22 protein-coding genes and 1 pseudogene are annotated in these 26,556 nt (G+C 41.6%); 3 read left to right on the forward strand and 20 right to left on the reverse strand.

Annotated elements, in window-relative coordinates; genetic code table 11:
* Positions 1-123: 123 nt before the first annotated feature.
* The 11 genes from PGU50_RS02825 to ltrA all read right to left on the reverse strand — a co-directional run bounded on the left by PGU50_RS02825 (position 124) and on the right by ltrA (position 14,239).
* On the reverse strand, positions 124-3,459 hold the full coding sequence (locus tag PGU50_RS02825) for a glucosaminidase domain-containing protein (protein ID WP_117835305.1): 3,336 nt from the start codon (positions 3,457-3,459) through the stop codon (positions 124-126).
* Between the two features lie 159 nt (positions 3,460-3,618).
* Positions 3,619-5,880 carry a GH25 family lysozyme gene (locus PGU50_RS02830; protein ID WP_117835307.1) on the reverse strand — a complete coding sequence of 754 codons (2,262 nt, stop codon included), beginning with the start codon at positions 5,878-5,880 and terminating at the stop codon, positions 3,619-3,621.
* Positions 5,881-5,912: 32 nt separating this feature from the next.
* On the reverse strand, positions 5,913-6,707 hold the full coding sequence (locus PGU50_RS02835; RefSeq protein ID WP_055156542.1) for a glycosyltransferase: 795 nt from the start codon (positions 6,705-6,707) through the stop codon (positions 5,913-5,915).
* A gap of 5 nt (positions 6,708-6,712) precedes the next feature.
* Entirely contained in the window at positions 6,713-7,129 is a 417-nt protein-coding gene (locus tag PGU50_RS02840; RefSeq protein WP_117556366.1) for a GtrA family protein, read from the reverse strand.
* A 7-nt stretch (positions 7,130-7,136) separates the two neighbouring features.
* Positions 7,137-8,081, reverse strand: a complete 945-nt coding sequence (locus PGU50_RS02845; RefSeq protein ID WP_055246627.1) for a glycosyltransferase family 2 protein — start codon at positions 8,079-8,081, stop codon at positions 7,137-7,139.
* A gap of 18 nt (positions 8,082-8,099) precedes the next feature.
* Positions 8,100-9,011, reverse strand: coding sequence for a nucleotidyltransferase family protein (locus PGU50_RS02850; RefSeq protein ID WP_117835308.1), 912 nt, complete (start codon positions 9,009-9,011; stop codon positions 8,100-8,102).
* 154 nt (positions 9,012-9,165) lie between these two features.
* Entirely contained in the window at positions 9,166-9,777 is a 612-nt protein-coding gene (gene rfbC, locus PGU50_RS02855; RefSeq protein ID WP_055156550.1) for a dTDP-4-dehydrorhamnose 3,5-epimerase, read from the reverse strand.
* 15 nt (positions 9,778-9,792) lie between these two features.
* Positions 9,793-10,734, reverse strand: a complete 942-nt coding sequence (rfbD, locus tag PGU50_RS02860) for a dTDP-4-dehydrorhamnose reductase (protein ID WP_117835310.1) — start codon at positions 10,732-10,734, stop codon at positions 9,793-9,795.
* A 22-nt stretch (positions 10,735-10,756) separates the two neighbouring features.
* Positions 10,757-11,776, reverse strand: coding sequence for a dTDP-glucose 4,6-dehydratase (gene rfbB, locus PGU50_RS02865; RefSeq protein WP_117835319.1), 1,020 nt, complete (start codon positions 11,774-11,776; stop codon positions 10,757-10,759).
* A 19-nt stretch (positions 11,777-11,795) separates the two neighbouring features.
* Positions 11,796-12,692: a glucose-1-phosphate thymidylyltransferase RfbA gene (gene rfbA / locus PGU50_RS02870; protein WP_055156554.1), complete on the reverse strand. Its 897-nt coding sequence runs from the start codon at positions 12,690-12,692 to the stop codon at positions 11,796-11,798.
* Between the two features lie 257 nt (positions 12,693-12,949).
* Positions 12,950-14,239, reverse strand: coding sequence for a group II intron reverse transcriptase/maturase (gene ltrA / locus PGU50_RS02875; protein ID WP_117824797.1), 1,290 nt, complete (start codon positions 14,237-14,239; stop codon positions 12,950-12,952).
* 671 nt (positions 14,240-14,910) lie between these two features.
* Here ltrA and PGU50_RS18090 point away from each other — a divergent pair.
* From PGU50_RS18090 to PGU50_RS02895, 3 genes and pseudogenes are all read left to right on the forward strand, one after another.
* A pseudogene (locus PGU50_RS18090) lies at positions 14,911-15,138 on the forward strand (ATP-binding protein); the annotation flags it as partial.
* Between the two features lie 199 nt (positions 15,139-15,337).
* A complete protein-coding gene (locus PGU50_RS02890) occupies positions 15,338-16,948 on the forward strand; it encodes a class I adenylate-forming enzyme family protein (protein ID WP_117836246.1) in 1,611 nt (536 codons plus the stop codon).
* A gap of 113 nt (positions 16,949-17,061) precedes the next feature.
* The gene (locus tag PGU50_RS02895; RefSeq protein ID WP_117836245.1) at positions 17,062-18,546 is read left to right on the forward strand and encodes a hypothetical protein; all 1,485 of its coding nucleotides are present in this window, start codon (positions 17,062-17,064) and stop codon (positions 18,544-18,546) included.
* A gap of 70 nt (positions 18,547-18,616) precedes the next feature.
* Here PGU50_RS02895 and PGU50_RS02900 read toward each other — a convergent pair whose 3' ends face one another.
* The 9 genes from PGU50_RS02900 to recD2 all read right to left on the reverse strand — a co-directional run bounded on the left by PGU50_RS02900 (position 18,617) and on the right by recD2 (position 26,542).
* Positions 18,617-19,798 carry a MerR family transcriptional regulator gene (locus PGU50_RS02900; protein ID WP_117836243.1) on the reverse strand — a complete coding sequence of 394 codons (1,182 nt, stop codon included), beginning with the start codon at positions 19,796-19,798 and terminating at the stop codon, positions 18,617-18,619.
* Between the two features lie 7 nt (positions 19,799-19,805).
* Positions 19,806-20,069, reverse strand: a complete 264-nt coding sequence (locus tag PGU50_RS02905) for an HPr family phosphocarrier protein (protein WP_008374578.1) — start codon at positions 20,067-20,069, stop codon at positions 19,806-19,808.
* Positions 20,059-21,258: a CdaR family protein gene (locus PGU50_RS02910; protein WP_167531630.1), complete on the reverse strand. Its 1,200-nt coding sequence runs from the start codon at positions 21,256-21,258 to the stop codon at positions 20,059-20,061. The genes PGU50_RS02905 and PGU50_RS02910 overlap by 11 nt, the downstream gene beginning before the upstream one ends.
* A 58-nt stretch (positions 21,259-21,316) precedes the next feature.
* Positions 21,317-22,204 carry a diadenylate cyclase CdaA gene (cdaA, locus tag PGU50_RS02915; protein WP_117836241.1) on the reverse strand — a complete coding sequence of 296 codons (888 nt, stop codon included), beginning with the start codon at positions 22,202-22,204 and terminating at the stop codon, positions 21,317-21,319.
* Between the two features lie 55 nt (positions 22,205-22,259).
* Complete coding sequence (locus PGU50_RS02920; RefSeq protein WP_117836239.1) at positions 22,260-23,426, reverse strand: hypothetical protein; 1,167 nt, start codon at positions 23,424-23,426, stop codon at positions 22,260-22,262.
* Positions 23,426-23,821 (reverse strand): hypothetical protein, encoded by a 396-nt coding sequence (locus tag PGU50_RS02925; protein ID WP_117836238.1) that lies wholly within the window; start codon positions 23,819-23,821, stop codon positions 23,426-23,428. Before PGU50_RS02925 ends, PGU50_RS02920 begins: the two co-directional genes overlap by 1 nt.
* A gap of 54 nt (positions 23,822-23,875) precedes the next feature.
* Positions 23,876-24,025, reverse strand: coding sequence for a ComF family protein (locus tag PGU50_RS02930; protein WP_270246089.1), 150 nt, complete (start codon positions 24,023-24,025; stop codon positions 23,876-23,878).
* 76 nt (positions 24,026-24,101) lie between these two features.
* Positions 24,102-24,281 (reverse strand): double zinc ribbon domain-containing protein, encoded by a 180-nt coding sequence (locus PGU50_RS18100; RefSeq protein WP_270246090.1) that lies wholly within the window; start codon positions 24,279-24,281, stop codon positions 24,102-24,104.
* Positions 24,282-24,319: 38 nt separating this feature from the next.
* On the reverse strand, positions 24,320-26,542 hold the full coding sequence (recD2, locus tag PGU50_RS02940) for an SF1B family DNA helicase RecD2 (protein ID WP_270246091.1): 2,223 nt from the start codon (positions 26,540-26,542) through the stop codon (positions 24,320-24,322).
* Between the last annotated feature and the right edge of the window lie 14 nt (positions 26,543-26,556).

Genomic DNA, 26,556 nt, shown 5'->3' on the forward strand with positions numbered 1-26,556 from the left:
CATATCACAATAAAAAATCATAAAAATGATCTGTATAAGCAGAACACATATGAATATAATATGACTGCTCTTATCTCTCAAAAACTTTATCATATTCCTACCTTTCCATTGATTCCTGTATTTTTATTTTTTGACAAATGCTTCTTTGCCCATTTCCGGAGCAGTATCTCCCTTTGTAACAACTTTGATCTCAATTGCTTCTATTCTTTTTGAAAGTCCTTCTGTACCTGCAGGATTACCATTTTTTGTCCATCCGAGCCAGCCATAATCCTGTGCGTGGACACGGTAATACACATCACATGATTCAGAAAGCGTTCCGGTAAGATTAATCTTGATCGCTTCTACTCGTTTTCCTTTTCCAGTGGTTCCGGCAAGGGCTCCGTCTTTTACAGACTTCTGCCAGCCGATATCCTGTACATGGGCACTATATTCCACACTTCCCTCTGCTTTTTGACCTGACAGGGATATTTTGATTGCTTCTACTCGTTTACTTTCCCCGGTAGTTCCGGCAAGAGCCCCGTCTTTTACATTATTCTGCCAGCCAATATCCTGTACATGAGCAGAATAGACGATGGAGGTCCATTTTTTGCTGAAGCACTGTTCCGTTGTTCCCGGAGCCTGTGCACCTTTTTTTACAATTTCAATCTGAATGGCTTCTACACGGTAACCATAGCCTTCGGTTCCGGCAGACTCTCCATTCTTGGTCCATCCCATCCAGCCGAAATTCTGCGCATGGACACGGTAATAGATATCATATCTTTCTTCCATTTCTTCTGTCAGTCTGATTTTTACAGCTTCTAGCCTCTTCTGGCCATTTGCGGTGCCGCTTACTTCACCTTCTTCTTTCCAGCTGTCCCAGCCAATATCCTGTATATGTGACATATATAGAATGGTTCCTGCGTAGCCTTTATCACGCAAATTAACTTTGATTCCACCTAAAGCCAAGGACTTTCCTGTTGTACCGCTGGTTTCTCCATTTTCAACCGGACTCATCCATCCTTCACCATTGACATATGCAGTATAAGAAACGGTCGGATCCTTCTCCACAAATGCATTTTCTGTACTTCCGGGAGCATCCATTCCTTTTTTGCCTGCAACGATCTGGATGGCTTCTGCCTGGCAGTCATAACCTTTAGTTCCTGACTCCTCATCATTCTTTGCCCAGCCAAGCCAGCCATAATTGCTTGTATAAACACGATAGTAAATATCGTAATTCTCTGCCTGCGTTCCTTTTAATCTGATTTTAATAGCTTCGATTCTTTTTGGATCGTCATTTGCTGTCGATTCCTTTCCATCTGCAGAACATTCCTGCCAGCCTGCATTTGGCACATAAGTTGAATATTCCACATTAAGGTCTGCAAGATTGGCATTAATCTTTATACTTTGGATTGCTTTCGACAAACCTACTGTACCACTTTGTTCTCCATTTTTCACCTGACCGGTCCAGCCAAGATCCTGCACAGAAGTACTGTAAGAAAGGAGGTCTTTATTCTCAACATCTACATCCTTTTCTTTTTTCAGCAATACGATCTGGATTGCCTGTAAATCCTTCGATTCTCCGGTTGTTCCTGCAATCTCATCTGTTGTGACATAATTCTGCCATCCATCATTTGCCACATGGGCACGATATAAGATCTGGTATTCGTCTTTCTTTTCGCCTGTCAGACGAATCTGAACTGCCTGTATTGCTTTGCTCTGCCCGGTTGTTCCTGCCTGTTCACCGTCTGCAACATAATCCTGCCAGCCATCATCCGCCACATGGGCACGATATTCGATACCCAGACCATCAATTCCTGATATCTGCATTTTCATGGCCTGCATTGCGTATCCAAGGCCTACAGTACCTGCCTTTTCACCATTTCCGGTTTCATCTAACCATCCAAGATTTGTTACGTGTGCCGAAACAGATAAGGCATCCTTCACTTCATCCGGTACTGCTACCGGCTCTACCTCTTCCCCTGTATCCGGCTTGTTATTTTCAGGCGGCTTCACATTTGAAGAAGATCCATTTCCTTTCTGAATAAGTGAAATGTAATCTGTACTGGCATATCCATACATATCATGAAAATTATAGTTACCGGTACTGCTGTCTACTCCGTTTCTTCCCTCTGTAAGGACACCATCGCTCTGAACCCGGTAAAATCCATTCGCTGCTTCACCATTATCCAAAAGTAAAAATGCATACTGTGACTGAGCAGCTGTCTTATACAGCACATCAGAAGAAGTATTGCTTTCTTTTCTGACATTCAGCGTGGTATGTTCACTGTTTATCAAATCCTTTATTCCAATGGAATATTTTCCATAATCCTTTGATCCATTTGTCCTGTCGAGGCTCCACATCAAATTGGCGATCTTCTCACCCCAAAACGGATCGGATGCATAGTGGACGTTAATTCCACTTCCTTTATTACCCAGATAGGCTCCTTTATAGGTTCCACATCCCGGTCTTAAATATTGCTTCGACATATAAGTTTCCGCAAAATCCTTGAGACAGGTAGAGACATCCTTGTAGCTATTGGCACTCTCTCCAGGAGAGGTATCTACAGCATTTAAACCGAAAAGATTATTCTTTTCCTTTGCAATACTACTCTTTCCCCATCCGCTCTCAAGGGCTGCTGTTCCTGCCATCATCAGGGCATTTACACCGTATGTATCCTGATTTTTCGCAAACTGTGCACCGGTATCCCACATTTTAGAGTCCGAATCAGTCTTTGCATTGATGATAGAATTCAATTCATCTGCACTATAATTGCTCTGACTGCGAAGCGGCAGATACTGAAAATAATTATAATATGGAGCAGACGGATTCACAGAATGTGAACGGTCACCGTTTTGATAATCTTCCAGCATATTTTCAAAATTATCGTAGGTGTAAAAATAATGTCCGTCATAACTATAATAATCGGTGCCCTCTGCAAGATACTCCGGTGCCGGTCCATTGTCCAGACGGGCATTATAATCATTATTCGTTACGTTTCCAACGATATTATGATAGAGTCTTCCGGATGAGACCTGATAACAACTAAGGGATTCAGCCTGGGAAATATCTACGACCTGTACTTCATCCGGATCGATTTCTCCGATCACGCCTGAAAGCATAAACCGCACTTTTCCATCGCTGGTTCCAAGATAAGCAGCGTCCGCACCGTACGCACCGCAGGTATATCCCTGGGCGCCGGTTTCTGCTTCTGTGTATTCTGTAACCACAGCACCTTTTGTGTTAAAGTTAACGATTTGGGCAGAAGAATCTCTTGCCATTCGAATACTTTTGTCTTCTTCAACTAATCCTATTTCCGGTTCTATTTCATACACGTTTCCATATTCGTCTGTTTCTATCAGCTTTTCTTCGACCTTCTGAGGTTCTTCTTCGGCATATACACGAAGCGGCATTTCTGTCATTCCTGTTATCACAGCACCTGCCATAAAAAGTGCAGCCATTTGCTTTGATTTCTTTCCCATAGTATTCTCCTTACTTATTCATCAGATCCCCCACTGTTTCAGTCTTAGTATAGCACCCACATTCTTAGAGTAGCAACATTTTTATAACTTTCAAGGCAGAAAAACGCTGAAGTTCATGGCAAATCACTTCAGCGTCTCTTCTATTCCTTATGCTTCTTTTTATCCTTCTGTCTTCGGCACAAGTTTAATCTCCAAGGATTCCAGTCTGTATCCCTTGCCTGTAGTCCCGGCTTCTTTTCCATCTTTTACCCACTCCAGCCAGCCAAGTTCTTCAACCTGTGCACGATAATAAATATCGTAATGATCCGCCATCTCACCGGTCAGTTTTATCTTAACCGCTTCCATTTGGAGTTTTTCTCCGACTGTACCGGATATCTCGCCATCTTTTTTCCAGTCCTGCCAGCCAATATTCTGAACATGGGCGCTATAGGTAACATCTCCCAAATACAATGGCTTATATAAATCCAGTTTCAAAGCCTCCATGCGGAGTCCCTGACCAACGGTTCCAATCGTCTCTCCATTATAGACCTCATCCTGCCAGCCAATATTTTGAACATGGGCACTGTAAACAGCCTGGGTATCAAAGGTTTTTGAGGAAGTTCCTACCGGTGTCAGCCCTTCTCCGTCTTTACGAACCAGAGCAATCTTTATTGCTTCCATCCGATAACCATAGTTAACCGTTCCTGCAATTTCTCCATTCTTCGCCCAGTCAAGCCAGCCAAAGTTCTGGACATGGACGCGGTAATACACATCATATTCCTTTTCTATCTCACCGGTCAGCCAGATTTTTATTGCTTCAATCCTCTTATTCTGTCCGGTTGTCCCTGCCGTTTCTCCATTTGAAACTTCTGATTGCCATCCAATATCTTCCACATGGGTACTATAATGAATGTCTCCTGAAAATCCACGACCAGACAAACTTATTTGCAAAGCTTCCAGACGCTGGTTTTTCCCGATCGTTCCTGCTGTTTCCTGATTGCAGCAAGTCGGCTGCCAACCGACATTTTGCACATGGGCAGTATATTTAACTGACGGGTTATTCCACTCTTCGTTAAAACGATACGCATCTGCCGTTTCTCCAGGAGCAGCGCTTCCCTTTGGCAAAACAGCAATCTGTACTGCCTCTATCGCATAGCCATACTCTTCTGTTCCAGCTTTCTCTCCATTTTTCGCCCAGCCAAGCCAGCCAAAATTACTGCTATGTACCCGGTAATAAATATCGTAATTCTCTGCATCATCTCCGGTCAGATTAAGTTTAATAGCCTCCAGAGCTCTGCTCTGACCTTCTGTGCCAAGCATTGCGCCGGTTTGAACTTCATCAGTCCATCCATACCCAGCCACAAGTCCGGTATAACTTACTCCCAGATTTTCGCTGTTTGTCTGGATTTTCAGTGCCTCCAGACGCAGGCTCTTTCCAATTGTTCCAAGGGCATGCCCGTTCTTCTTCCAGTCTGTCCAGCCATCATTTTGAATATTTGCACAATAGCTGATAAGGTCGGTATCACCTACTTCTACAACCGGTGTATTCACATCTGCATCACTTAACAGATCACCATAGTAAAAGCTGACATCCACATCTGTACTGATTCCATCCACCTGTGCCTTGCTGGTGCACTGCCACATATCATAATTCCCGTTATAATCACATTGATAATTATACTGTGCCACCCAGCGATGCCAGTTGTTATAGACACTGCCTGTCAGGTAATTGTTCCACCAATTCAGATTCGCATACACACCTACCTGATATCCTGCATTGCTGATCTTATTGCAAAAGGTTTCAGCAAACTTCTGGATCGTGTCATTTCCAAGGCTGACCTGGCTGTTATCCTCCAGATCATAATACACCGGATATGCCAGATTGTATCCCTTGATCAGTCGCAGTACGTGATCCGCTTCACTTTCAGCTTCCGTTGTATTCTCAGCGTAAGAATAGATATAAACTCCGAAAGGAATTCCTAATCTTGTACACTCAGATACATTATACTGCCATTTTTTATCATCTTGATAAGAAACATCATTTCCATATCCAACACGGAGAATTGCAAAATCGACATCTGAGTTCTTTACTTTTTCCCAGTCAATATCCTGGTTGTGTTCACTTACGTCGATGACCTTTCCGATTGCCCTCTCAACCGGTTCTCCCTGTGAATTATAGCAAACGCCATTGATTTTTTTATAGGCATTCGATGTATCACTGATGGCATACGCACCGGCTGACCTCTTTTGGATCGGCTGTCCGTTGGAATAACGGAAACTGTTCTCCACAAATCCGCTCTGATCCCTCAGTTCTTCACTCTCTGCTGTTTCGTTTGATACATTTTCTGTTTCATTTGGCACATCTTCTGCCAGAACTGCCATTGGCTGACTTCCTATAAAAATTACTGCCATCAGCACTGCAAATATTCTATTTATTTTCATTTACTTACTCCGCCATTCTAAACTGTCTGTTCCTAATTGTAAGTATCATAAGCCTTTTTGTAAAAAACCATAATGATCTTTGTTAAAAAAGAAGGCCAGAATTTATTAAACATATCGGTATCTTCTTTGATTCTTCTGTGATCGACGATAAATTCCTTGCTTGTTGCCCCGTCATGAATTCGATAATAAATGATAGGTGTATCACAATAAGCAAAATGTGAATTTTTAATCTCTGCACATTTCAAAAAAGTATCCCAGTCAATACAGAACTTCATCTTGGAAGTAAAGATTGGAAGTCCTACCACACTTTTATTATAGGTAACTCCCGGACAGCAGATGCTGTTCCCCAGAGATAGAATCCTTCTTCTCCACCACTTTGAGGCAGCAAGTTTTTTACATCTCATAGGCTGTCTCAAAAACTTCCGGAGCTTACTGTTTATATCTCGCTTTCCGACTTTTCCGCCTTTCAGTGGCAGATAATCTGCGATAAAGATCGACATCTTTTCATCCGGAATATGTTTCAAAAGTTCTTCCACATAATGTTCATTATACACATCATCCTGATGCGCAACTGTCACATAATTCGTTTTTGTACATGCAACAGAAAAATTCCAGTCATCACAAATATCGCTCTTTCCTTCCCTTACATAATAGGGAAGGTCATATTTTTTTGCCATATTCTCGATAAACTCACAAGGTGTCGACGTACAAACGATAATATTACTTTTTACCTTCTGGTTTACAAGCGATTTGATGCAGCTTTCCAGGTACGGCGATTCCTTGTATGCGCACACTGCAAATGTGTGATCTGTATTTTGATATTCCATTCCATTTATCCCTTCTTAGCAAATGTCCAAAATTTATTCATCAAAAAATTAATCGGCGTTGTGATCATAATATTGATAATCGGTGCCACAGCCTGTGATATTCCCAGGATGTTAACCTGTAAATAAAGTAAAAGAGTACTGAGGATGAAGCTGAATCCATAAGAAATATAGGTTTTTACCAGGGATTCTTTTTTATTGCCACTCTCTTTTGCTTCTTCTTTAAATACGAATTTGCTGTTCCAATAATATGCATTCAGCGTTCCTGTCACAAATCCAAGTGCATTCGCGATGAGATAATGCACACCAAAAAATGTAAACAAATAATAAGTTGCCAGTGAAACAACCGTATTACTTACTCCTACCATGCCAAATTTAATAAACTGAACTCCGATTTTATCCCATAATTCTTTTAATTTCTGCATTCTACTTCTACCCTAAGAATTTTTCTACTCTGAAGCGTGGTCTTCCTTTTGCTTCCATATAAATCTTTCCAATATACTCTCCGACAACGCCCAGACCTAATAAGATGAGTCCTCCAAAAAGCCAGATGGAAATAACGATGGTTGCCCAGCCCGAAACTGTGTTTCCTCTGACTGCTCCGATAATAAACCAGATGATCATCAGCGCACTGGCGCATAAGGCCCCTACACCGAGAGTTGTGATCAGACGGATTGGTTTAATACTGAATGAAGTAATTCCATCAATAGCAAAGGCAAGCATTTTTTTCAGCGGATATTTGGATTCTCCAGCAAAACGTTCTTTTCTTGCATATTCTACGGTATCGCTTTTGTATCCGATCAGCGGAACGATTCCACGCAGAAACAGATTTACTTCTTTATATTCAGATAAGGCATCTAATACGGTTTTACTCATCAGTCGATAGTCTGCATGGTTAAATACGATGTCTACTCCCATCGCCTGCATGATCTTGTAAAATCCTTCTGCAGTCGTTTTTTTGAAGAACGTATCCGTTGCACGGGAATTTCTGACTCCATATACAACTTCACAGCCTTCTTTGTATTTTTCAACAAATTTGTCTACTACATCGATGTCATCCTGTAGATCCGCATCCATGGTAATCGCCATATCACACAGATCTTTTACTGTCATAAGACCGGCCAGAACTGCGAACTGATGACCTCTGTTGTGTGCCAGCTTGACACCGCCAATTCTCGGATTCTCACTGTGATATTTTTCGATGAGTTCCCATGTTTTGTCTTTTGATCCGTCGTCTACAAAAATAATTCTGCTCTTTTCGGAAACAGCACCAGCTGTAATCATTGTTTCCAGCTTATTGCCCAGTTCTTTTTGCGTTTCCGGAAGAACCGCTTCTTCGTTGTAGCAAGGAACTACTATATATAATACATCACCCATTTATTCTTTTCCTCTTCCTTAATTCTCTGGATATAGCCCTTTTTCTATCAGAGCTTTTACTTCTCTTACGACAAGGTCTTTGTCTTCTTTATAGGTAACCCCAAACCACTTGTCATGGGATTTTAACACTTTTACCGAAACCTGATCTTTTTCCAGAAGATCTCCGATAATGGTCGGAAGCAAATATTCTCCTTTCAGATTGCCTGCTTCTTGTTTGTCAAGGAATTTAGCAAAACCACTCTCTAAAATACCAAAAAATTCTGGTGTAAGTCCCCACATATTCATAGAAACCGGAGTATCCGCATTAATGATTTCTTCCTTTCCATCAGCTAAAACTGCGGCACCTGTTTCTGTTTTCACGATATTGGAGGTTTCCACGATCTTGGTCAGCATCTGGTTCTCATCCACCTTGCAGACTCCTCGTGTCACACCGCCATTCTCACTCAATGTATTCTTAAGAACAAAGCCTACCATGCTGATCTGCATCTTGTCTGACTTTTCTTCTTCCTTCGTCAGTTCACGAAAAGCTTCTGCATAAGCTTCTTTTCCATAATAATCATCCGCATTTATTACAAGGAATGGTTCTTTTACTACATCCTTACAGCATAAAATGGCCTGACCGGTTCCCCAAGGTTTCGTTCTTCCGGCAAACTTTTCTTTATATTCTGCCGGTATATCATCCACCTCCTGGAAAGCATACTCGACTTTGATTTTTTTCTCGATACGGTCTCCGATAATTCTACGGAAATCTTCCTCCAAGTCTTTTCTGATAACGAAAACAACTTTATCAAAACCTGCCTGTATTGCATCATAAATGGAATAGTCCATAATGATCTCGCCCTTTGGTCCTACCGGCTCTAACTGCTTAATGCCACCGCCAAATCTGCTTCCAATCCCAGCTGCCATAACAACTAATGTAGCTTTATTCATAATAATTCCTCCATTTGTATATAGCAAAATTTTAACATTTACCTCTGATTATAACACATACAAGGTTCAATTAAAACATTTTTCCTTTTTTTTAAGATTTTTCTTATAAAATGAAAATCCCCGGCACAACTCGTGCCGAGGATAAGTATTCCTGTTATTCAAATCGGAAGGTATCTTTCAAACCTTTCCATAATACATCTTTTTCACTTAAATTCAGTTTGGTTCCATCTGTCAATGCATAACCTTCGCCGCTTGCTGTACCATGATATTCTCCCGTCAGCTCCGGCCATTCGATGCCGATTTCCGGATCATTCCATGCAAGTCCGCCTTCATCTCCCGGATGATAAAAATCTGTACACTTGTAGCAGAATTCTGCCAGGTCAGATAACACCAGGAATCCGTGAGCGAATCCTTCCGGAATATAGAACTGTTTTTTATTTTCTTCTGTCAGTTCTACTCCAAACCATTTCCCATAGGTTTCGGATCCGCTTCTCAAGTCCACAGCGACATCAAAAACGCTTCCTTTTACAACACGGACCAGTTTTCCCTGAGGAAACTGTTTCTGAAAATGCAGACCTCTGAGTACTCCTTTGGTAGAAGAAGACTGATTATCCTGTACAAAGGTCATTGTAAGTCCTGCTTCTTCCATATCTTTCTGATTGTAGGTCTCCATAAAATATCCGCGCGCATCACCGTGTACGGTTGGTTCGATCACGCAAAGTCCTTCGATTCCACCTGCATTTTTTTCTACTTTAATCTGTCCCATTTTTCCGCTCCTTACCTAGAACTCAATTTCTTTCAAATATCTCTTCAAAGCATCCTGCCATGTCGGGAGAGGTACAAAACCATTTTCCACCAGCTTCTTCTTATCTAATCTGCTGTTGAACGGTCGTTTTGCCTTGGAAACTCCGTATTCTTCCGTTGTAACCGGAAGCACTTTCACAACATCCTCGGCATATTCTGTCCTTCCCATCTCTACGGCCTGTCGGAATATTTCCTTAGTAAAATCATACCAGCTGATATAGCTGCCTTCGTTTGTCGCATGATAATAACCATATTTGTCGGTTTCGATCATATCCACCAGCAAACGTGCCAGATCATAGGTATATGTCGGGGTACCGATCTGGTCATTTACAACTTTCAACGTATCATGTGTTTTTGCTACATTCAGCATCGTCTTAATGAAATTCTTTCCATTTACTCCAAATACCCATGCAATACGAACGATAAAGTAGCGTTCAAGATTGCTGCTGACCGCCTGCTCACCTTCCAGCTTTGTCTGTCCGTAAACATTCAGGGGCTTATAAGCAGTGCAATCCGGCTGCCATGGTTCTGTTCCCTGTCCGTCAAATACATAGTCTGTGGAAATGTAAACCATCTTGCAGTCAAGCTTTTTGCAAACCTTTGCAATATTTTCTGTCCCTCCGGCATTGATAGCACGAACCTTTGCCATCTTATCCTCATCTTCTGCAAGATCTACCGCAGTCCATGCAGCACAGTGGATCACAACATCCGGTCTGCATTCTGTGAGAACTTTTTCTACTGCTTCTTTATCTGTAATATCTAAAGGAACATATGGCATTGTGGTAACAGCACTTCCGTCCTGCACTCCTGCATATTTCGGTGCAAGATCGGAACCGATGCCCTCATAGCCTCTTTTTTTCAATTCATTCATGACATCATGGCCAAGCTGACCTGCCACACCTGTTACAAATACTTTCATTCGACTATCGCTCCTACTATTCTTATCTGTTGCCATACATTTTTTCATAGTAATTCTGATATTCGCCGGAAATGATTGTCTCCCACCATTCCTTGTTATCTAAGTACCACTGAATGGTCTTTTTAATTCCATCTTCAAATTTGGTTTCCGGAAGCCATCCAAGTTCATTGTGGATCTTAGTTGGATCGATGGCGTAACGCATATCATGTCCTTTACGGTCGGTTACATGTGTGATCAGACTTTCCGGTTTTCCAAGTTCTTTGCAGATGATCTTTACGATGTCGATATTCTTCATTTCATTATGTCCGCCGACATTGTACACTTCTCCGACACGTCCTTTATGAATGATAAGGTCTATGGCACGGCAATGATCCTCAACATATAACCAGTCACGTACATTTAAGCCTTCTCCATAAACCGGAAGCGGCTTATCAGCTAATGCATTGGCGATCATCAGCGGAATCAGTTTTTCCGGGAAATGATATGGGCCATAGTTGTTGGAGCAACGGCTAATGGTTACAGGAAGTCCATAGGTTCTGTGATAAGCAAGAACCAGAAGGTCTGCTCCTGCCTTGGAACTGCTGTACGGAGAGCTTGTGTGGATCGGTGTTTCTTCTGTAAAGAAAAGGTCCGGTCTGTCCAGCGGAAGATCACCATATACTTCATCTGTACTTACCTGATGATATCTCTGGATTCCATATTTACGGCAGGCGTCCATCATAACAGCAGTTCCCTTGATATTGGTATCCAGGAATACTTCCGGATTCTCGATGGAACGGTCTACATGGGATTCTGCTGCGAAGTTTACAACCATGTCCGGATGTTCTTCTTCAAACAATTGATAAATTGCCTCTCTGTCGCAGATATCAATCTTACAGAAACGGAAGTTCGGATTATCCATGACCGGTGCCAAAGTAGATAAGTTTCCTGCATATGTCAGCTTATCTACACACACAATTCTATAGTCAGAATATTTTTCCAGCATATGAAATACAAAGTTACTTCCTATAAATCCGGCTCCTCCGGTTACAATTATCGTCATTCTTATTTCCTCACCTTTCTTAATACAAATGTTCCTGATATTTTCCATCTAATACATCTTTCAGGTACTGTCCATACTGATTTTTCTTTAAAACTTCATAAACCTCAAGAACTTCTTCCTTTGAAATCCATCCGTTCAGATATGCGATTTCCTCGAGACACGCGATTTTTCTATGCTGATGCTGCTCTACTGTCTTTACAAAATTCGTTGCATCTACCAGTGATTCATGGGTTCCTGTGTCAAGCCAGGTAAATCCCTGTCCAAGAAGTTCCACATTCAAGCTGTTATCTTCCAGATAAATGCGGTTCAGATCCGTGATTTCCAGTTCTCCTCTTGCACTTGGTTTTAAGTTCTTTGCGTATTCAACAACACGGTTATCGTAAAAATAAAGACCTGTTACACAATAATTACTCTTTGGATGTTCCGGCTTCTCTTCAATAGAGACAGCTTTTCCATTCTTATCAAACTCTACAATTCCAAAACGTTCCGGATCATCTACATAATATCCGAAAACGGTTGCCCCTTTCCCTGTTTCTGCATTTTCTACTGCGGCTTTTAATCTCTTCTTCAAGCCATGTCCGGCAAAAATATTATCTCCTAAAACCATTGCCACCGGCTCATCACCAATAAAGTCTGCTCCTATGATAAATGCCTGTGCCAGTCCATCCGGACTTGGCTGTACAGCATACTGAAGATTTACGCCAAACTGGTGTCCATCTCCTAACAGATCCTGAAATCTCGGTGTATCTGCAGGTGTCGAAATAATCAGAATATCTCTAATCCCCGCATTCATAAGCACTGACATTGGATAATAAATCATTGGTTTGTCATAAATCGGAAGTAGCTGTTTCGATGTTACCATGGTTAATGGATAAAGTCTTGTTCCTGATCCACCAGCAAGAATGATTCCTTTCATCTAAAATTCTCCTCTCTGTACACGATCTTGTCTGTATGCAGCAATTTAGTTCTATTATTTACAATTACTATTATAAAAGATGACGTTACGTTACCTTCAAGTCTTTTTTTATGATATATTTAAGGATCTAGATTAATACATATAATATAATTGTGTAGAGTAGGTTAGAGGGCATCCGCCCTCTTTCCCCTCATCAAACCGTGCATGAGGTTCTCCCTCACACGGCTTTCCGACATTCTTCTTTCTACAGCATTACGTCATGCTCTAGCCATTTTCTTTAATCCTTTTTCGTAAATGCTATTCCTAACAAATCCCACTTTCGACATATGATTTCGGCTTTGGTGTTTCTTGTTGTACCATCTTGTGAAAGTACAAATAATGTACCAGTCCAATGCCTGCATCCATTTCTCATTTGTTTTGGTAGAATAATAATTCTTCCATCCTATGATTTTCGGATTCAGATTCTTTATTAAATCTTCTTCCTTTGCAACTAGCAGGCTTCGACTGTTTACATTCCTCTTGATTTCGGCTTTCATTTTCTTCATAGCTTTTCTGCTGGGGTACTGGTACGTTTCCTTGTACAGTTGTCCTTTGCGTGTTTCCGTTGTCATTCTTCTGTGGTGCATTCCGAGAAAGTCAAACCCCTCTTTTCCGTCCCACATGCTGACGATTTTTGTTTTCACTGGATGTAACTTTAAATCCAGTTTTGCCATGATATACTGCAATAAGCTCAGTGCGTGATTTGCGCTTTTCTTATTCTTGCAAATGATTACCGTATCATCTGCGTACCTTACAAGAATTCCGTGAGTAAGTCCATGCTTTTCCCACAATCTGTCCAGTGTGTTTAGATAAATGTTTGCCAGTAACGGAGATATGACTGAACCTTGGCTTGTTCCCAATTCAGAGATTGCCAGTACATTTCCGTATAATACTCCTGATACTAACCATTGTTTTATCAGCTTCAATATCCTACGGTCTGATATTCTCTGCTCTACCAGTTTCATCAGCTTTTCTTGGTTTACATTGTCAAAGAACTTTTCAATATCTGCGTCTACTACATAATAGCCCTTGTTGTTACACGCTTTCCTTACTACTTCCAGTGCTTGTTTTGCACTTCTTTTCGGTCGGAATCCATAGGAACATTCTCTAAAGTCAGCTTCGAATACTGGCTCTATTGCTATCTTTGTAGCCATTTGCACGATTCTGTCCTTGACCGTTGGTATTCCAAGAGGTCTTTCACTTCCGTCTGGTTTTGGTATCATAACCCGCTTTACTGGAGATGGTTTATACTTTCCATTCATCAGTTCTGATTTGATTTCTGACAGGTATTTTTCAATTCCCATCGCTTCAACATCCTCGATTTTGATACCATCCACACCACTGGAACCTTTGTTAGCTTTTACCCTTTTCCATGCCTCAAAAAGTACATCATCCCGATATACCTTATCGTAAAGTGCATGAAATCTTCGGCTGTCACACTTCTTGGCTGTCAGATATAGTTTGTTTTGAAGTTGTCGAACTTTTTCTTTGGAGTTATTAGTCTGCATGACATTCTCTCACTCTTACCCTCTCTACAAACATGAATGAAGCAAGGAACCTTCCCATAGACTGCGTTTTCTTGCACTGTCATTATCGGTACTATGTTCCTCTCCGACTCCCTCCCGTCAGAAATACGATTTCGCCAAGCTTATACGCTTTCTTTTTACCTTTCGGTGATGGGTAGGGTCTCTCCAGTTCCGAACCACACTTTTCATACATACCGTTTCCTATATACCGAGGGGTTCTTTTGTGCTGCTTTCCAGTTTCTTCGCACATTCCATGGTTTTCGCCCATATTCCCAAGGCTCAACTCCCCTTTCTTCTCTTTTCAGAGACCTTTTTAACGATACGGCAGAATTCACTTAATGTTACGGTCTGTATGATTGCTTGCACCTTTTATCAAGATTACTTTATCCACTCGCTTAGCACCCTGTATTACTACAGCGCACCGAGTTTAGCTACACGGCTCACTGGCGATTACCGTGACCGGACTTACACCGGCAAGTGTGATCCAGCTTCGCTGGACACACAGAATAGAAAATGCAACATGTTGCAAAAATCTTTCGCAAGGAGGTTTTAAGATGGAGATTCACAAAGATTTTTATTTTGAAGCTGTTCTGAATGACTACCTTCGTAAAGATAATATGGATGTATTTGTGACTGGAAGATCTTCTTAACATTCTTTCCTAATTGAATCAGCGCAAAGATATGACATTAAAGGAAAAGCATATATTGAAACACCAAAGAAATATTACTTTTCCGATCTTGGGCTTCGCAATGCCAGAATCAATTTCCGTCAGTTTGAACAGACTCACTCTATGGAGAATATAATTTATAACGAACTTCGTATGCATGGCTACAGCGTGGACGTAGGTGTAATACCGATTGCGGAACGAGATCAGGAAGGTAACAGCTCCGACAGTTCGGATTGATTAAAGTAAGCTGTATTTTCATAATAGCGTCTGCCGAACTCTTTCACAATCCTAGTCTTACCCACTCGACGTACACCCTTTAAGATTTAAAGCTTGCGGTAGGAAGAATTCTTCCAAGCCAGCACCTTTTTTAAGACAAATCGTTCCATAGAATCGCTCCTCACATTTTCTGAAAATGAAAAATCCGGATGATTCAAAAATTGCATTTGAATATTATGGAAATAAAATCACATGGAAGACACTTTGGGAAGAAGTAGACAAAGCTGCCAAATCATTAAAGGTTTTAGGCTTTGGAGATGGGAATCGTCTTCCAATGTTCTTACCAAGCACACCGGCACACTATATCATCTTACTTGCTGCCGAGAGAATCGGAACAGCTATTATCTGTAGAGATGATATTCCGGAAGAATTATGTTTCGCGATCAGAAAGTCTAAATCCAACACTGCTTTTGTAATGGATTATACTTCAAAAGAAGATGAACAGCTTTTCCGTGAGACAACTCCGATGACACGTATGATCAAAGTGTCTCCTTATTGCTACGCTGACAAAGCTTCTGTTCCGGATTATGTAGAAAAAGAAATCGCTTCCAGATATGTAAATCCTACGGATTCTACAGAAGGCGTTCTTACATGGGACGAATTCATGGCATTAGGCGAAAACTATACAGAAGACTACAGAGCTGAAAGAAATCCTAACAGAGCTGTATTCGGGGCTTACACAAGTGGATCTACAGGAATTTCCAAACTGGTTATCCATTCTTCTTCAAATATGGTAGCCGTTGCATTCCAGATGTCCATCTTTATCCCGCCGTCACCGGTACAGGAAAAATGGTGGTTACCGATTTTACCACCTGCACTCATCGCAGTTACTGTATCTATGACACTGTTCCCGCTGTCAGCAGGGCTGATCGTTGTATTAGATCCATTCTGCCCGATCTCTGATGTGGACATTGCATTTATGGAACAGAAACCGAATTTCTGGGCATTGGTTCCATTCCTCTGCGAAATCCTGATGAAGAGTGACAGAATTCCGGAAGATTATGACATGTCTCATCTGAGAACACTCGGAACCGGCGCAGAAGCCATGAATGAAAGAAAAACCCAGGAAGTAGAAGCATTCTTCCACAAACATGGCGTAAAAGCTACTTTAAGTGCAGGATACGGACAGAGCGAAGGATGTTCTAACTTCACACTTCCAAACCCGATGTTCCCTCTGGTAGATGGTTGTGTTGGTATGCCGATGCCGGCAACTGTTCTTGGTATCTTTGATAAAGATAACAACGAACTTAACTACGGTGAAATCGGTGAATTATGTATGACAGGTCCATCTATCATGCTCCACTACGCAGGATGGATGGGTGAAGAAATGACAGAACGTACTCTAATCACTCATGACGACGGAAAGTGCTGGCTCCACACAGGCGATATTGCTTACATCAAGGAAACTGGTATGGTTTACATTCTTGGACGTGGACATTCTGAACGTTTCGGCGGCGGAGAATTATATATGATGAGAATGGAAACAAAAGCCGTTCGCGTTCCTGGCGTACAGGATGGTTTCTTCTGTATCGTACCGGATAAGGAACACGAAGGATTCTTCGTTCCTTATCTCTTCATCATTCTTGACGGAAGCAAGACTCTTGACGAAGTAAAAGCCGGTCTTAAAGAAGCATTAGAAGATTACGAATATCCGGTAGACATCCGTGTCATCGAAGAAAGACCATATTTCCACTTCAAAACAAACCGTAAAGAATTAACAGAAGCTATTCTTGCAGAAAACAACTAATATAAGTTATACTATGTATAAATTAAAAAAAGAATCCCCATATCTTTTGTCACAAAAGATATGGGGATTTGGTGTTACATAAATAGCAGAATAAAATGAGGAGGGAACGCGTGATGTCTGTTCATCACGCAAGAAAAAATATGAAAGATAAAAACCGGTTCAGTGTACTTTTAAAGCATCTGACATCTATGGCTAATTTAAAAAACTATGCGCTCGCCAAATCTCTGCAGTACGACGAGTCTTATATCAGTAAGTGGATCAGTGGAAAACTACTTCCTTCTGACAAAAACCATGAGCTAATCCTTCAGGCAATCAGCGAATGCATCGTCCAGTCTCTGACACCTGAAACAATTCCCGTGTTTCTGAAAGAATATCAGGTGAGAGATATTACCGATCTTCAAGCCGCTGTCTATGAACATCTGGAATCTGAATATAACTATGTCAAAGAACTGCAGACCTCGACAGGTTCTGAAGTAGCTTCCAAGATTTTCTATTATCCAGAACTGACTTTGGATCAGTTTATTTTCAAAATGAAACATCCGTCTCTTCGTAAAGTAGATTCCGTCAACTGCCATGCCATGGTAGATATTTTAAATATTGACACCAATTATCAGATGTTGATCGCAGAAATGAATGGTCTTCACAATGATCGAAAATTGGTTCTTCCGGGTGTTCATTTTTCCCTTATGCTGGATCTGGAACACACAGATTTAAGCAATTCGAAAATTGCAGTGTTTTTAATCGATCTTCTTTCAAATCTTGCCAATATTGATTTCAATCTTTATTATGGCACCCAGGCAGAAAAGAAGCTTATCTTTTCCGTAAAAGATATTTACTCTATTTCCGGAATGCTGATGGACCAAAACCATTGTTTATCAGTCACTACCATAGAAGATGAAACTCTTTCCTCGGAGCTTTATCATAAATTAAAGTCTCTTTGTAACAAAGAGTCTCTCTTGATCCGCAAAACAAGTATTGAAGCCATGATTCGCAGTCACGAGTACGAGCATGCTCTCTTTGCTCAAAATCCAGCCTGTCTTCTCGCTCATTTTACGGAGCATTTTCTTCCGGACGATTTACATGAAGAGCTCTTAGAAACCTTCGAACCGGTTTTGGATCAAGCAGACCCAAACACCTTAAGACACTTACATTCTCTGACAAAACAATTATTATCCTCTGCGCCGATTAAAATATTATTCTATGCTTCGGTCTTTAATGACTTTGCGATTTCCGGCGAAATGGATTTTTACGGATGCCGTGTTCAGCTTACTCCAAAACAGAGGCTTGTCCTTATGAATTATATTGATCGGTTATACCACAATAATCACAATTTTGATATCCGAGTACTTCCGGACGGTGTTCTGTCAGATTATCAGCACATACCAAGACCTAGTGTTATTTTTGCAGACACATTTTGTTCCCTGCGTCTCAAGCGAAATACACCGGACTATGGTATCTGTGTCACAAATAAGTTCTTTTTGAATGAAATTTTCTCAGACTTTTACTATGAAATCTGGAATTCAGATTCTCTGATCAAGGCAGATTCTCTGATTTCACATTCCATACTTTCTTTGGAAATCCTGATTTCAGAAGTCTAGCCTCTTGACCGGATTTATCCTAATATTATTTATCCTGTTCTCAAGATAGAAGCAGACATTTTTGCACTGTTTATTTCCTGCAGACAAAAATGCCTGCTTCTTTTGTCACATCGTATCCTTTGCCAGCTTTTTGTTTTACATAATCTCTGAACTCCTGGTATCTGCTCAAGATGTATTGATTCTGATTGCCATGGCAGGAAAGGATATATGCGATCAACGGTTCTGCATCCTGAATTTCCAGCTTATCTTTATATTCCTGCCACGAAATTTCATGAAAATATGGTTTCAAGATTTCTTTTCCGTTTTCTTTCCCAAATTTCTCATACAGATTGTCAGCTGACAGTACAATCCGATTGTCAAATCCTTTTGCCAGCTCACTTACTTCTTTCATATGTTTTTTTCCATAGGTACTGCATATGAATCTTCCGGATTTCTTTAATACTCTTGCCACTTCCCTGCAGGTCTGACTCAGATCTTCACAATAAAACAGCATATGATTGGCGATCACCAGATCAAAGGTTTCTTCCATAAAGGGAATCTTTTCTGCATCTAGGATTTTAAATTCAAATCTCTTATCCTTTTGACCGATGTTTCTTCTGGCATCTCTTAACATACCCTCGGACAGGTCAGAAAGTGTTATGCTGATGCTGTCTGGTATTTTCTGTATATTTTCTTTCCAAAGCATTCCGTTTCCACAACCGATTTCTAAAACCTTCAGTCCATTTTTCAATTCAAGATTTCGATAGATCCAGGGGAACCATCCCTCTTTATTTACCGAATATAATCGGTGCAGGCGGATTCGGGAAGCAATATTGGTGGCATTTTGATACTGCTTCTTTACCGCATTTTCCATTCCTGTAAGATGAATCAGTTCCAGCATTTTGTTCCAGTTTACCGTATGATACTCTCTGATCTCACCAGAAGTATCTTCAATTGCCTTTTCAACCAGTTGCAATTGTTCGATCTTATCACGAACCAGTTTTAATTGTACTTCCAGCGAATCTGACAAAAAATGATAATCCATATCTCCGATAGTCATATTTTTGATATCATTCAGCGAAAAACCCAAAAACTTCAGCAGAAGTATCTGCTGAAGTCTTGTGAAATCCTCATCTGTATAAAAACGAGCTCCTGATTCATTTACAAAAGACGGTTTTAATATATCATGGCTGTCATAATATCTGATGGTACGCACGGTGACATGTGCCATACGGGCAAATTCTCCCGATGAATAAAATCCCTCTTTTTTCATTTATCTCTTACTCTCCAATCCCACTTTCCACTAATTCTACCATCGCTTCAAGTGCCTTCTCTTCATCTTTTCCCTCACACACGATCTCAATCGTATCTCCGGACTTAATGCATGCACCAAGCACGCTCAGAACACTTTTCGCGTTTCCTTCCGTATCCCGGTAATGAAAAGTGATCTTACTTTCATATTCCAGTGCCATCTTGCAGAAAAGTCCTGCCGGTCTCAAATGCAATCCCGTCGGATTTTTGATCGTTACCTTTTTACTGATCATTTTCTCCTCCACTGCTCTTTGTCAATGTGATCTGTACATTGATCGTATCTTCAAGTTCAATTCCGTCAGGAAGTGTAACCTGGATCGGAACATTATAGGTTCCCGCTGTCTTGCAATCGTTCAGATTGATTGACACGTTTCCTTTTTCAAGAGTAAAATCATCCAGATCCTCTTTAGAACCACGCACAACAATTTCCAGATTGCCCTGTTCTGCATATGACACCTTGTAATCCTTTGGTGCATTCAGTAGCGCAATGGAATTGTATGGGAATTCGACTGTCTTAGTTCCGAATTTCTCTACCTGGATCTTTATAACGATCGGTACGCCTCCTGCGCTGTCCTGGTCTGTCTTTGCCCAGTACGGAAGATAATTGGCGATATCTACTGTCTTCTCTATTGTCTGGTCCAGACCATCTTCTGCCAGCTCTTCTGCCGGAATTTCAATTGAATCCACTGTTTCCAGCTGCTCCTCTGTGCCTACGATCTGAATGCTTTCCGGCTGGATACTGATTCCGCTGAAATGATATCCGCTCGCAGTACCGATCAGTGAAGTATCAAATTCTACCGGAATACTCTTTGTCTGAAGCATGGTGATTTTTACCTTCAGTCCTTCGTCTCCCAGGTTATTCTCAATCTGTGTCGAATCTATGATCTTTCCATTGTTATCATAAAGAATCAGCTCTGCTTCTTTTTCCTCATCTTTAGACTGTCCTGAAACATCAACAAGTGCTACCACCTTGTCGATTGAATCGATTACTGATTCTGGCCCGCTGATCTTAATCTTCTCCGGATTTGCTTTCAGCTCACCCACCTGATATCCGTCTCTCGGTGTTCCCGAACTGGTTGCTGTGATCGGGAAAGTCTCTGATTTTCCAAGTTCAATGCTTACTCGCAAATTGATCGGGTTGGCAGTCGCCTCAAACCTTCCTGCATAAGAAGGGATCGATATATCGATTGGGATCAGGGATCTGGTTCTGACATCCAGATTCTTCATATCCGCTGTTGCCCTGATATCATCAGTTTTAATTTTATTTAAAATAGAACGTTTTGCCTTTACTGTTACGGATACCGTCCTGCTGTCATCCAGAATCTGATATGTATTGCCCGGATTTGTTACGATTTCCGGATGTGTCACTGTCACCTGGATTCCGGAAAATGTCCGTTCGTCCACCGGATCTTCAATATTCATAACAATTATCCATAAAAGGACAGAGAATACAAATGCCAACAACTTAAGACCCCAGTTTTTAGTCAACGCCCTTTTCATGCGATCTCCATCCTTTCCATATTTTTTTCAAACGTCCAATCTCCACACTCTTCTTACTGATAGATTCCAGACGTTTTTTCAGATATTCCGGTGTAACATTGCGCACAAGCTGTCCGCCCATCGCTACAGATACATACCCGGTCTCTTCTGATACGGTGACGATCAGAGCATCACTCACCTCACTCATTCCGACTGCTGCACGATGTCTGGTCCCCAGCTCCTTACTGATTCCCATATTGTCTGACAATGGAAGATAGCAGGTCGCTGATACGATCCTGTCTCCACGGACAATGATCGCGCCATCATGAAGTGGTGTGTTGTGTTCAAAAATATTGATCAATACCTGCGGTGATACAATACAGTCCAGCGCGATTCCGGTACTCTCGTATTCTGTCAACATGATTGCCTGCTCTACGACGATAAGCGCTCCTGTCTTCACTGCTCCCATCGCAAAGGATGCTTCTACGATTCCATCGATCGTTTTCTGGCTGAAACGTACATTATCTTTTCCTCTTTTATCCAGTGTTACCATATTGGGAACAAATTGTTTTTCCCCCAGTTTTTCCAATGCTCTTCTGAGCTCAGGCTGGAAAATGATCACGACTGCGGTTGCCATGACCGGAAGTGAATTCTGTGCAATCCACAAAATCGTATACATTTTAAAAACTGCAGCCACCAGAATAAACAATGCAACAACCAGAATCCCCCTCAGCAGCATCCAGGCTTTTGTATTCTTTATCCAGAGAATAATCTGATAGAATAAAAATGTAATAATCAGTATCTCAACAGCATCTACTACCCGGATCTGCGGGAAGTACCACGATTCTGATACAAATCTTTTTAAAACCTGTGTTAATACTGTGTTCAACAGTGTACCCCCTTTTCTATCCGTTATTTATACCCCTGTTTTTTATAATATTTCCCTATTTGTTATCGCTATTCAGTTCATTTTCCACAATGCTCTGAATATCCAGTTCTTCCTTCAGGCTCTTTGCAAGAAGGATTTCATCTGTATTGCCCCCAACTCTTGTCGGTCGCTGAACTGCCGGACTCTTTGGCCGTTTTACCTTAGAAGCCGTTTTTGTTTTGCGTACTGCCGGTTTCTCCGTCTGCCCACTCTTCGACCTCTGTCTTCTCTCCGGTTCTGTTCCCGCAATCTCACCTGTTTCTTTCCGCTCATTGATATGTTTAACCGTCTTCTCCGGAGCTGTCATCGAAATCTTAGGGATGGCTTTTACATAATAATAATATTCATCATCCTCAAACTGGAGACGTTCTGTTCTGGAATAATCCACCGAGAACAGGAAAAATTCCATGATAAAACCAATCACGACTGCTGCAATATTTCCAATGATCAGCATATTATAAGAAGTATGTATATCGAATACAATATCTCCGATCACAATTACAACAATATTCACAACCGCACCGGATGCTGCTGCGATTTTCCACGCATGATCTACCGAAAGCCGGCGCACTGTATATACCACAAAAATAGAGATAATAAATGCGATCACAGTGATCCACAGAGTCTTATCCTGGAATACCGTCTTCACAAACAGCGAAATCTGCCTAGTAATTCCATCCGCACTGGTGATCGCTGTTGCCGAAGTTCTCACACATTCGATCATATAGTAAATGATCGTTCCAAATACAACCGGTACTGCTGAAATCGGTCCAAGTACAAGCGCACAGGCAACCGGCACCACATACGGAACATGAAGCATAAATGCTACCGGTGTGACCAGAAGAAGAAGTGCCTTTTTCGGAGTAAATCTGCAGTAAAAGATAAACATTACCACAAAGATCAGTGCCGCTGCCGCTGCCACTCCTATAGACAGTTTGAACAGATGCACAATTACAAGTCCTGCCGCCACATACGCCGTTACAACCGGTGGAAGAAAGGTGCAGATCACTGCCAGTGCCACCGCTACAACCGGTGTCGCCACCGCTTTCATCAGTCCAATATTCTGGTTGATCATAAGAAATGTGACCAGTGCCAGAACAAACTGCACAGCTTTATCAATATAGATTGATTTTATCGCGTATAATTCCTGTAATTTATCTCTCCATACTATCAGATCATTCATTATCGTTTCTCCCTTTCATACATTCTGTTCAGTCTTGTAAGATCGTGATTGAATTGTTTCACACGCTTTCTTGCTTTTTCATGTTTGGTTCCGTAAAAATGGGAAGCAACGATTCCATAAAAAATAACAAGTACCAGATATCCAATTATCACAGCTGCCGCAAGCATCACAAGAAACTGCATATTCAGATTTTTCATCAGTTCATCCAGAAAAGCAATAACTCCGATTCCCACTGCAACAGCATAGCCGACCGTGACCCATATGATCGTAGCAATGGTGTGAAAGCTCCGGTAATCTTTCTTATAATAAGAACTGATCTTAAAATCTTCCTCTCCCTGTTTGCTTTCGTACATCGCCATCCTTGTCATCAGCTTAACTTTGCTTTCATTTAACATTTTGTCACCTCATACGTTTTATTCGTATATGCATTACTTTCAGTATAACAAATATCAGATTCCTTGTCCAATACTTACCGTCAAAAAGTATACATTTTCGGCTCCTGCCTTTTTCAGCACTCTCGCCGCTTCGTCTAAGGTACTTCCTGTCGTATAAATGTCGTCGATCAAAACGATATTTTCTCCTTTTACATTTTTCTGCACTGCAAATGCTCCCCTGATGTTTCGTTTTCTCCCTTTATCGCCCAGCTCTTTCTGAGGACTAGTCGCCTTAATTCTCTTAACAGCACATGCATCTTACTTCACCAATATAAGGAAGTTTTTCACGACACGCCTTGCAGATTCCATTGTGTTCCGTAGAATGTTTCTTTCCTGCACTTACAATTTCTCCACAAAACGGACATTTCGAGGGATAAATTAGTTCCAGAATTGTTTCTTTGACCTTTTTTAAGTTTTCCATCCGCTTTTCGGATTTGATTTTCTACATTTTCAGTGTAACTATCCGCAGAATTCCCGGATCCGTTCTGCCAGACTGGTGTTCCGGTTGTGTTCATTGGTATTCCGGATCATCTCATGGAAGGTCTGGTCACTCCCGACAATTGTCACACATTTTCTGGCTCTTGTGATCGCCGTATAAAGAAGATTTCTGTGAAACAGCTGTCTTGGTCCGCTCAGAAGCGGGATGACAACCGCCGGATATTCGCTTCCCTGCGACTTGTGAATGGTGATCGCATAGGCGAGCTCCAGTTCTTCCAGCAATTCAAACGGATACTTTACCTTTCTTTTTTCATCGTATTCGACTTCCAGTGTTTCAGTATATGTATTGATCTCGGTGACAATTCCCATATCGCCATTGAAAATTCCCATTCCTTTATCCACCGTCAGTCCATACTTGGTTGTGATCTCCCATTCAAGCTGATAGTTATTCTTGATCTGCATCACCTTGTCGCCCACGCGGAATTTGTGATCGCCATATTCTTTTTCCGCTTTTCCCGGCTCCGGTGGATTCAGATACTCCTGCAAAATACTGTTCAGCCTTTCCACTCCCAGCAGTCCTTTCCGCATCGGTGTGAGTACCTGGATATCATATGGTTTTGCATTGACATATTTAGGAAGCTTCTTCTGGATCAGTGTCAGCAGAACACTGATGATCACATTCGGATCCTGTCTTTTCAAAAAGAAGAAATCCCGGCTTTTATTATCCAAAAGGACCGGTTCTCCCCGGTTGATCTTATGTGCATTTACCACAATATCACTCTCCTGTGCCTGTCGGAAAATCCGGGTCAGCATGACGACTGGAAAACATTCCGATGCGATGAGATCCTTCAAAATACTTCCCGGGCCTACTGATGGGAGCTGGTTACAGTCCCCTACCAGGATCAGCCTTGTCCCCGGTACAATTGCGGTAAGAAGTGCATTCATCAGAGGCAGGTCTACCATAGACATCTCATCGATGATGATCACGTCGGTTTCCAGTGGATTGTCTGCATTTCTTGCAAATCCGTTCCGGTTCGGGTTCTCATCCACCTCCGGATTACCGTTCACCTCCAGAAGCCGGTGGATCGTCTGCGCTTCCCATCCGGTTGCCTCTGTCATTCTTTTTGCGGCACGCCCGGTTGGTGCCGCCAACATAATTTCCATATTCTCACCGTGAAAATATTCGATCATGGCATTGATTGTTGTCGTTTTTCCGGTTCCGGGACCTCCTGTTAGAATCATAATTCCATTCCGCACAGCCGCCATGACCGCATTTTCCTGCTTCTCGTCAAGCTGCATTTCGGCTTCTTTTTCAATCTGATGGATCTTTTTTTCGATCACTACATTGGCTTCTTCATATTCCAGATTCAGATCATGCAGCATTTTCGCAGTATTGAGTTCCAGATAATAGAAGTGGGACACGTATACCCGCAAACCTTCTTCAGATTCTTTGAGTACGATTTTCTTTTCCATCGACAGATCCATCAGGTATTTCTCAATATCCTTGATCTCCACTTCCAAAAGTGCAGATGCCCGGCGAAGCAACACGTCCTTTGTCAGATAGACATGCCCTTCGGCAACACTCTGCTGTAAGGTATAAAAAATACCACTCCGGATACGGAAATCCGAGTCTGAATGGATGCCGATCTTCGTTGCGATTTCATCAGCGATCTTAAATCCGATCCCCTGAATCTGATCTGCAAGCTGGTATGGATTTCCTTCCAGTACCTGATAGGTCTTCGGACCGTAAAACTGATAAATCTTTGCTGCAAGTGTCGTCGAAATCCCAAATTTCTGAAGATAGATCATTGCCTTCCGCATATCTTTTTTCTCTTCTACCTGTACAGCGATCTCTCTTGCCATACGTTCGCTGATCCCACGCACCTCCGCAAGTCTTTCTGGTTCTTCTTCGATGATACGGAAGGTGTCTTCCCTGAATTTTTTCACAATCCTGCCGGCAAGAGATGCACCAACCCCTTTGATTGCCCCTGATCCCAGATAGCGTTCAATCGAAAGCAGATCTTCCGGTGCTTTGATCTCATAATTCAGCACTCGGAGCTGTGTTCCGTATACACTGTGAACCACATATTCTCCGTTCACCTCAATCAGCTCTCCCTCTGATAAATAGTTAAAGTTTCCGACACAGGTCAGATCGCCATCATCATTATTCAAATTAAATACGGTATATCCATTGTCTTCATTGCGAAATACAATGTGTTCTACGTAACCTTTTACTGTTTCCATACTTTTTTCCTTTT

The sequence above is a fragment of the Coprococcus sp. AM11-30B genome (assembly GCF_027674365.1).
Classification (GTDB): Bacteria; Bacillota; Clostridia; order Lachnospirales; family Lachnospiraceae; genus Allocoprococcus; species Allocoprococcus comes.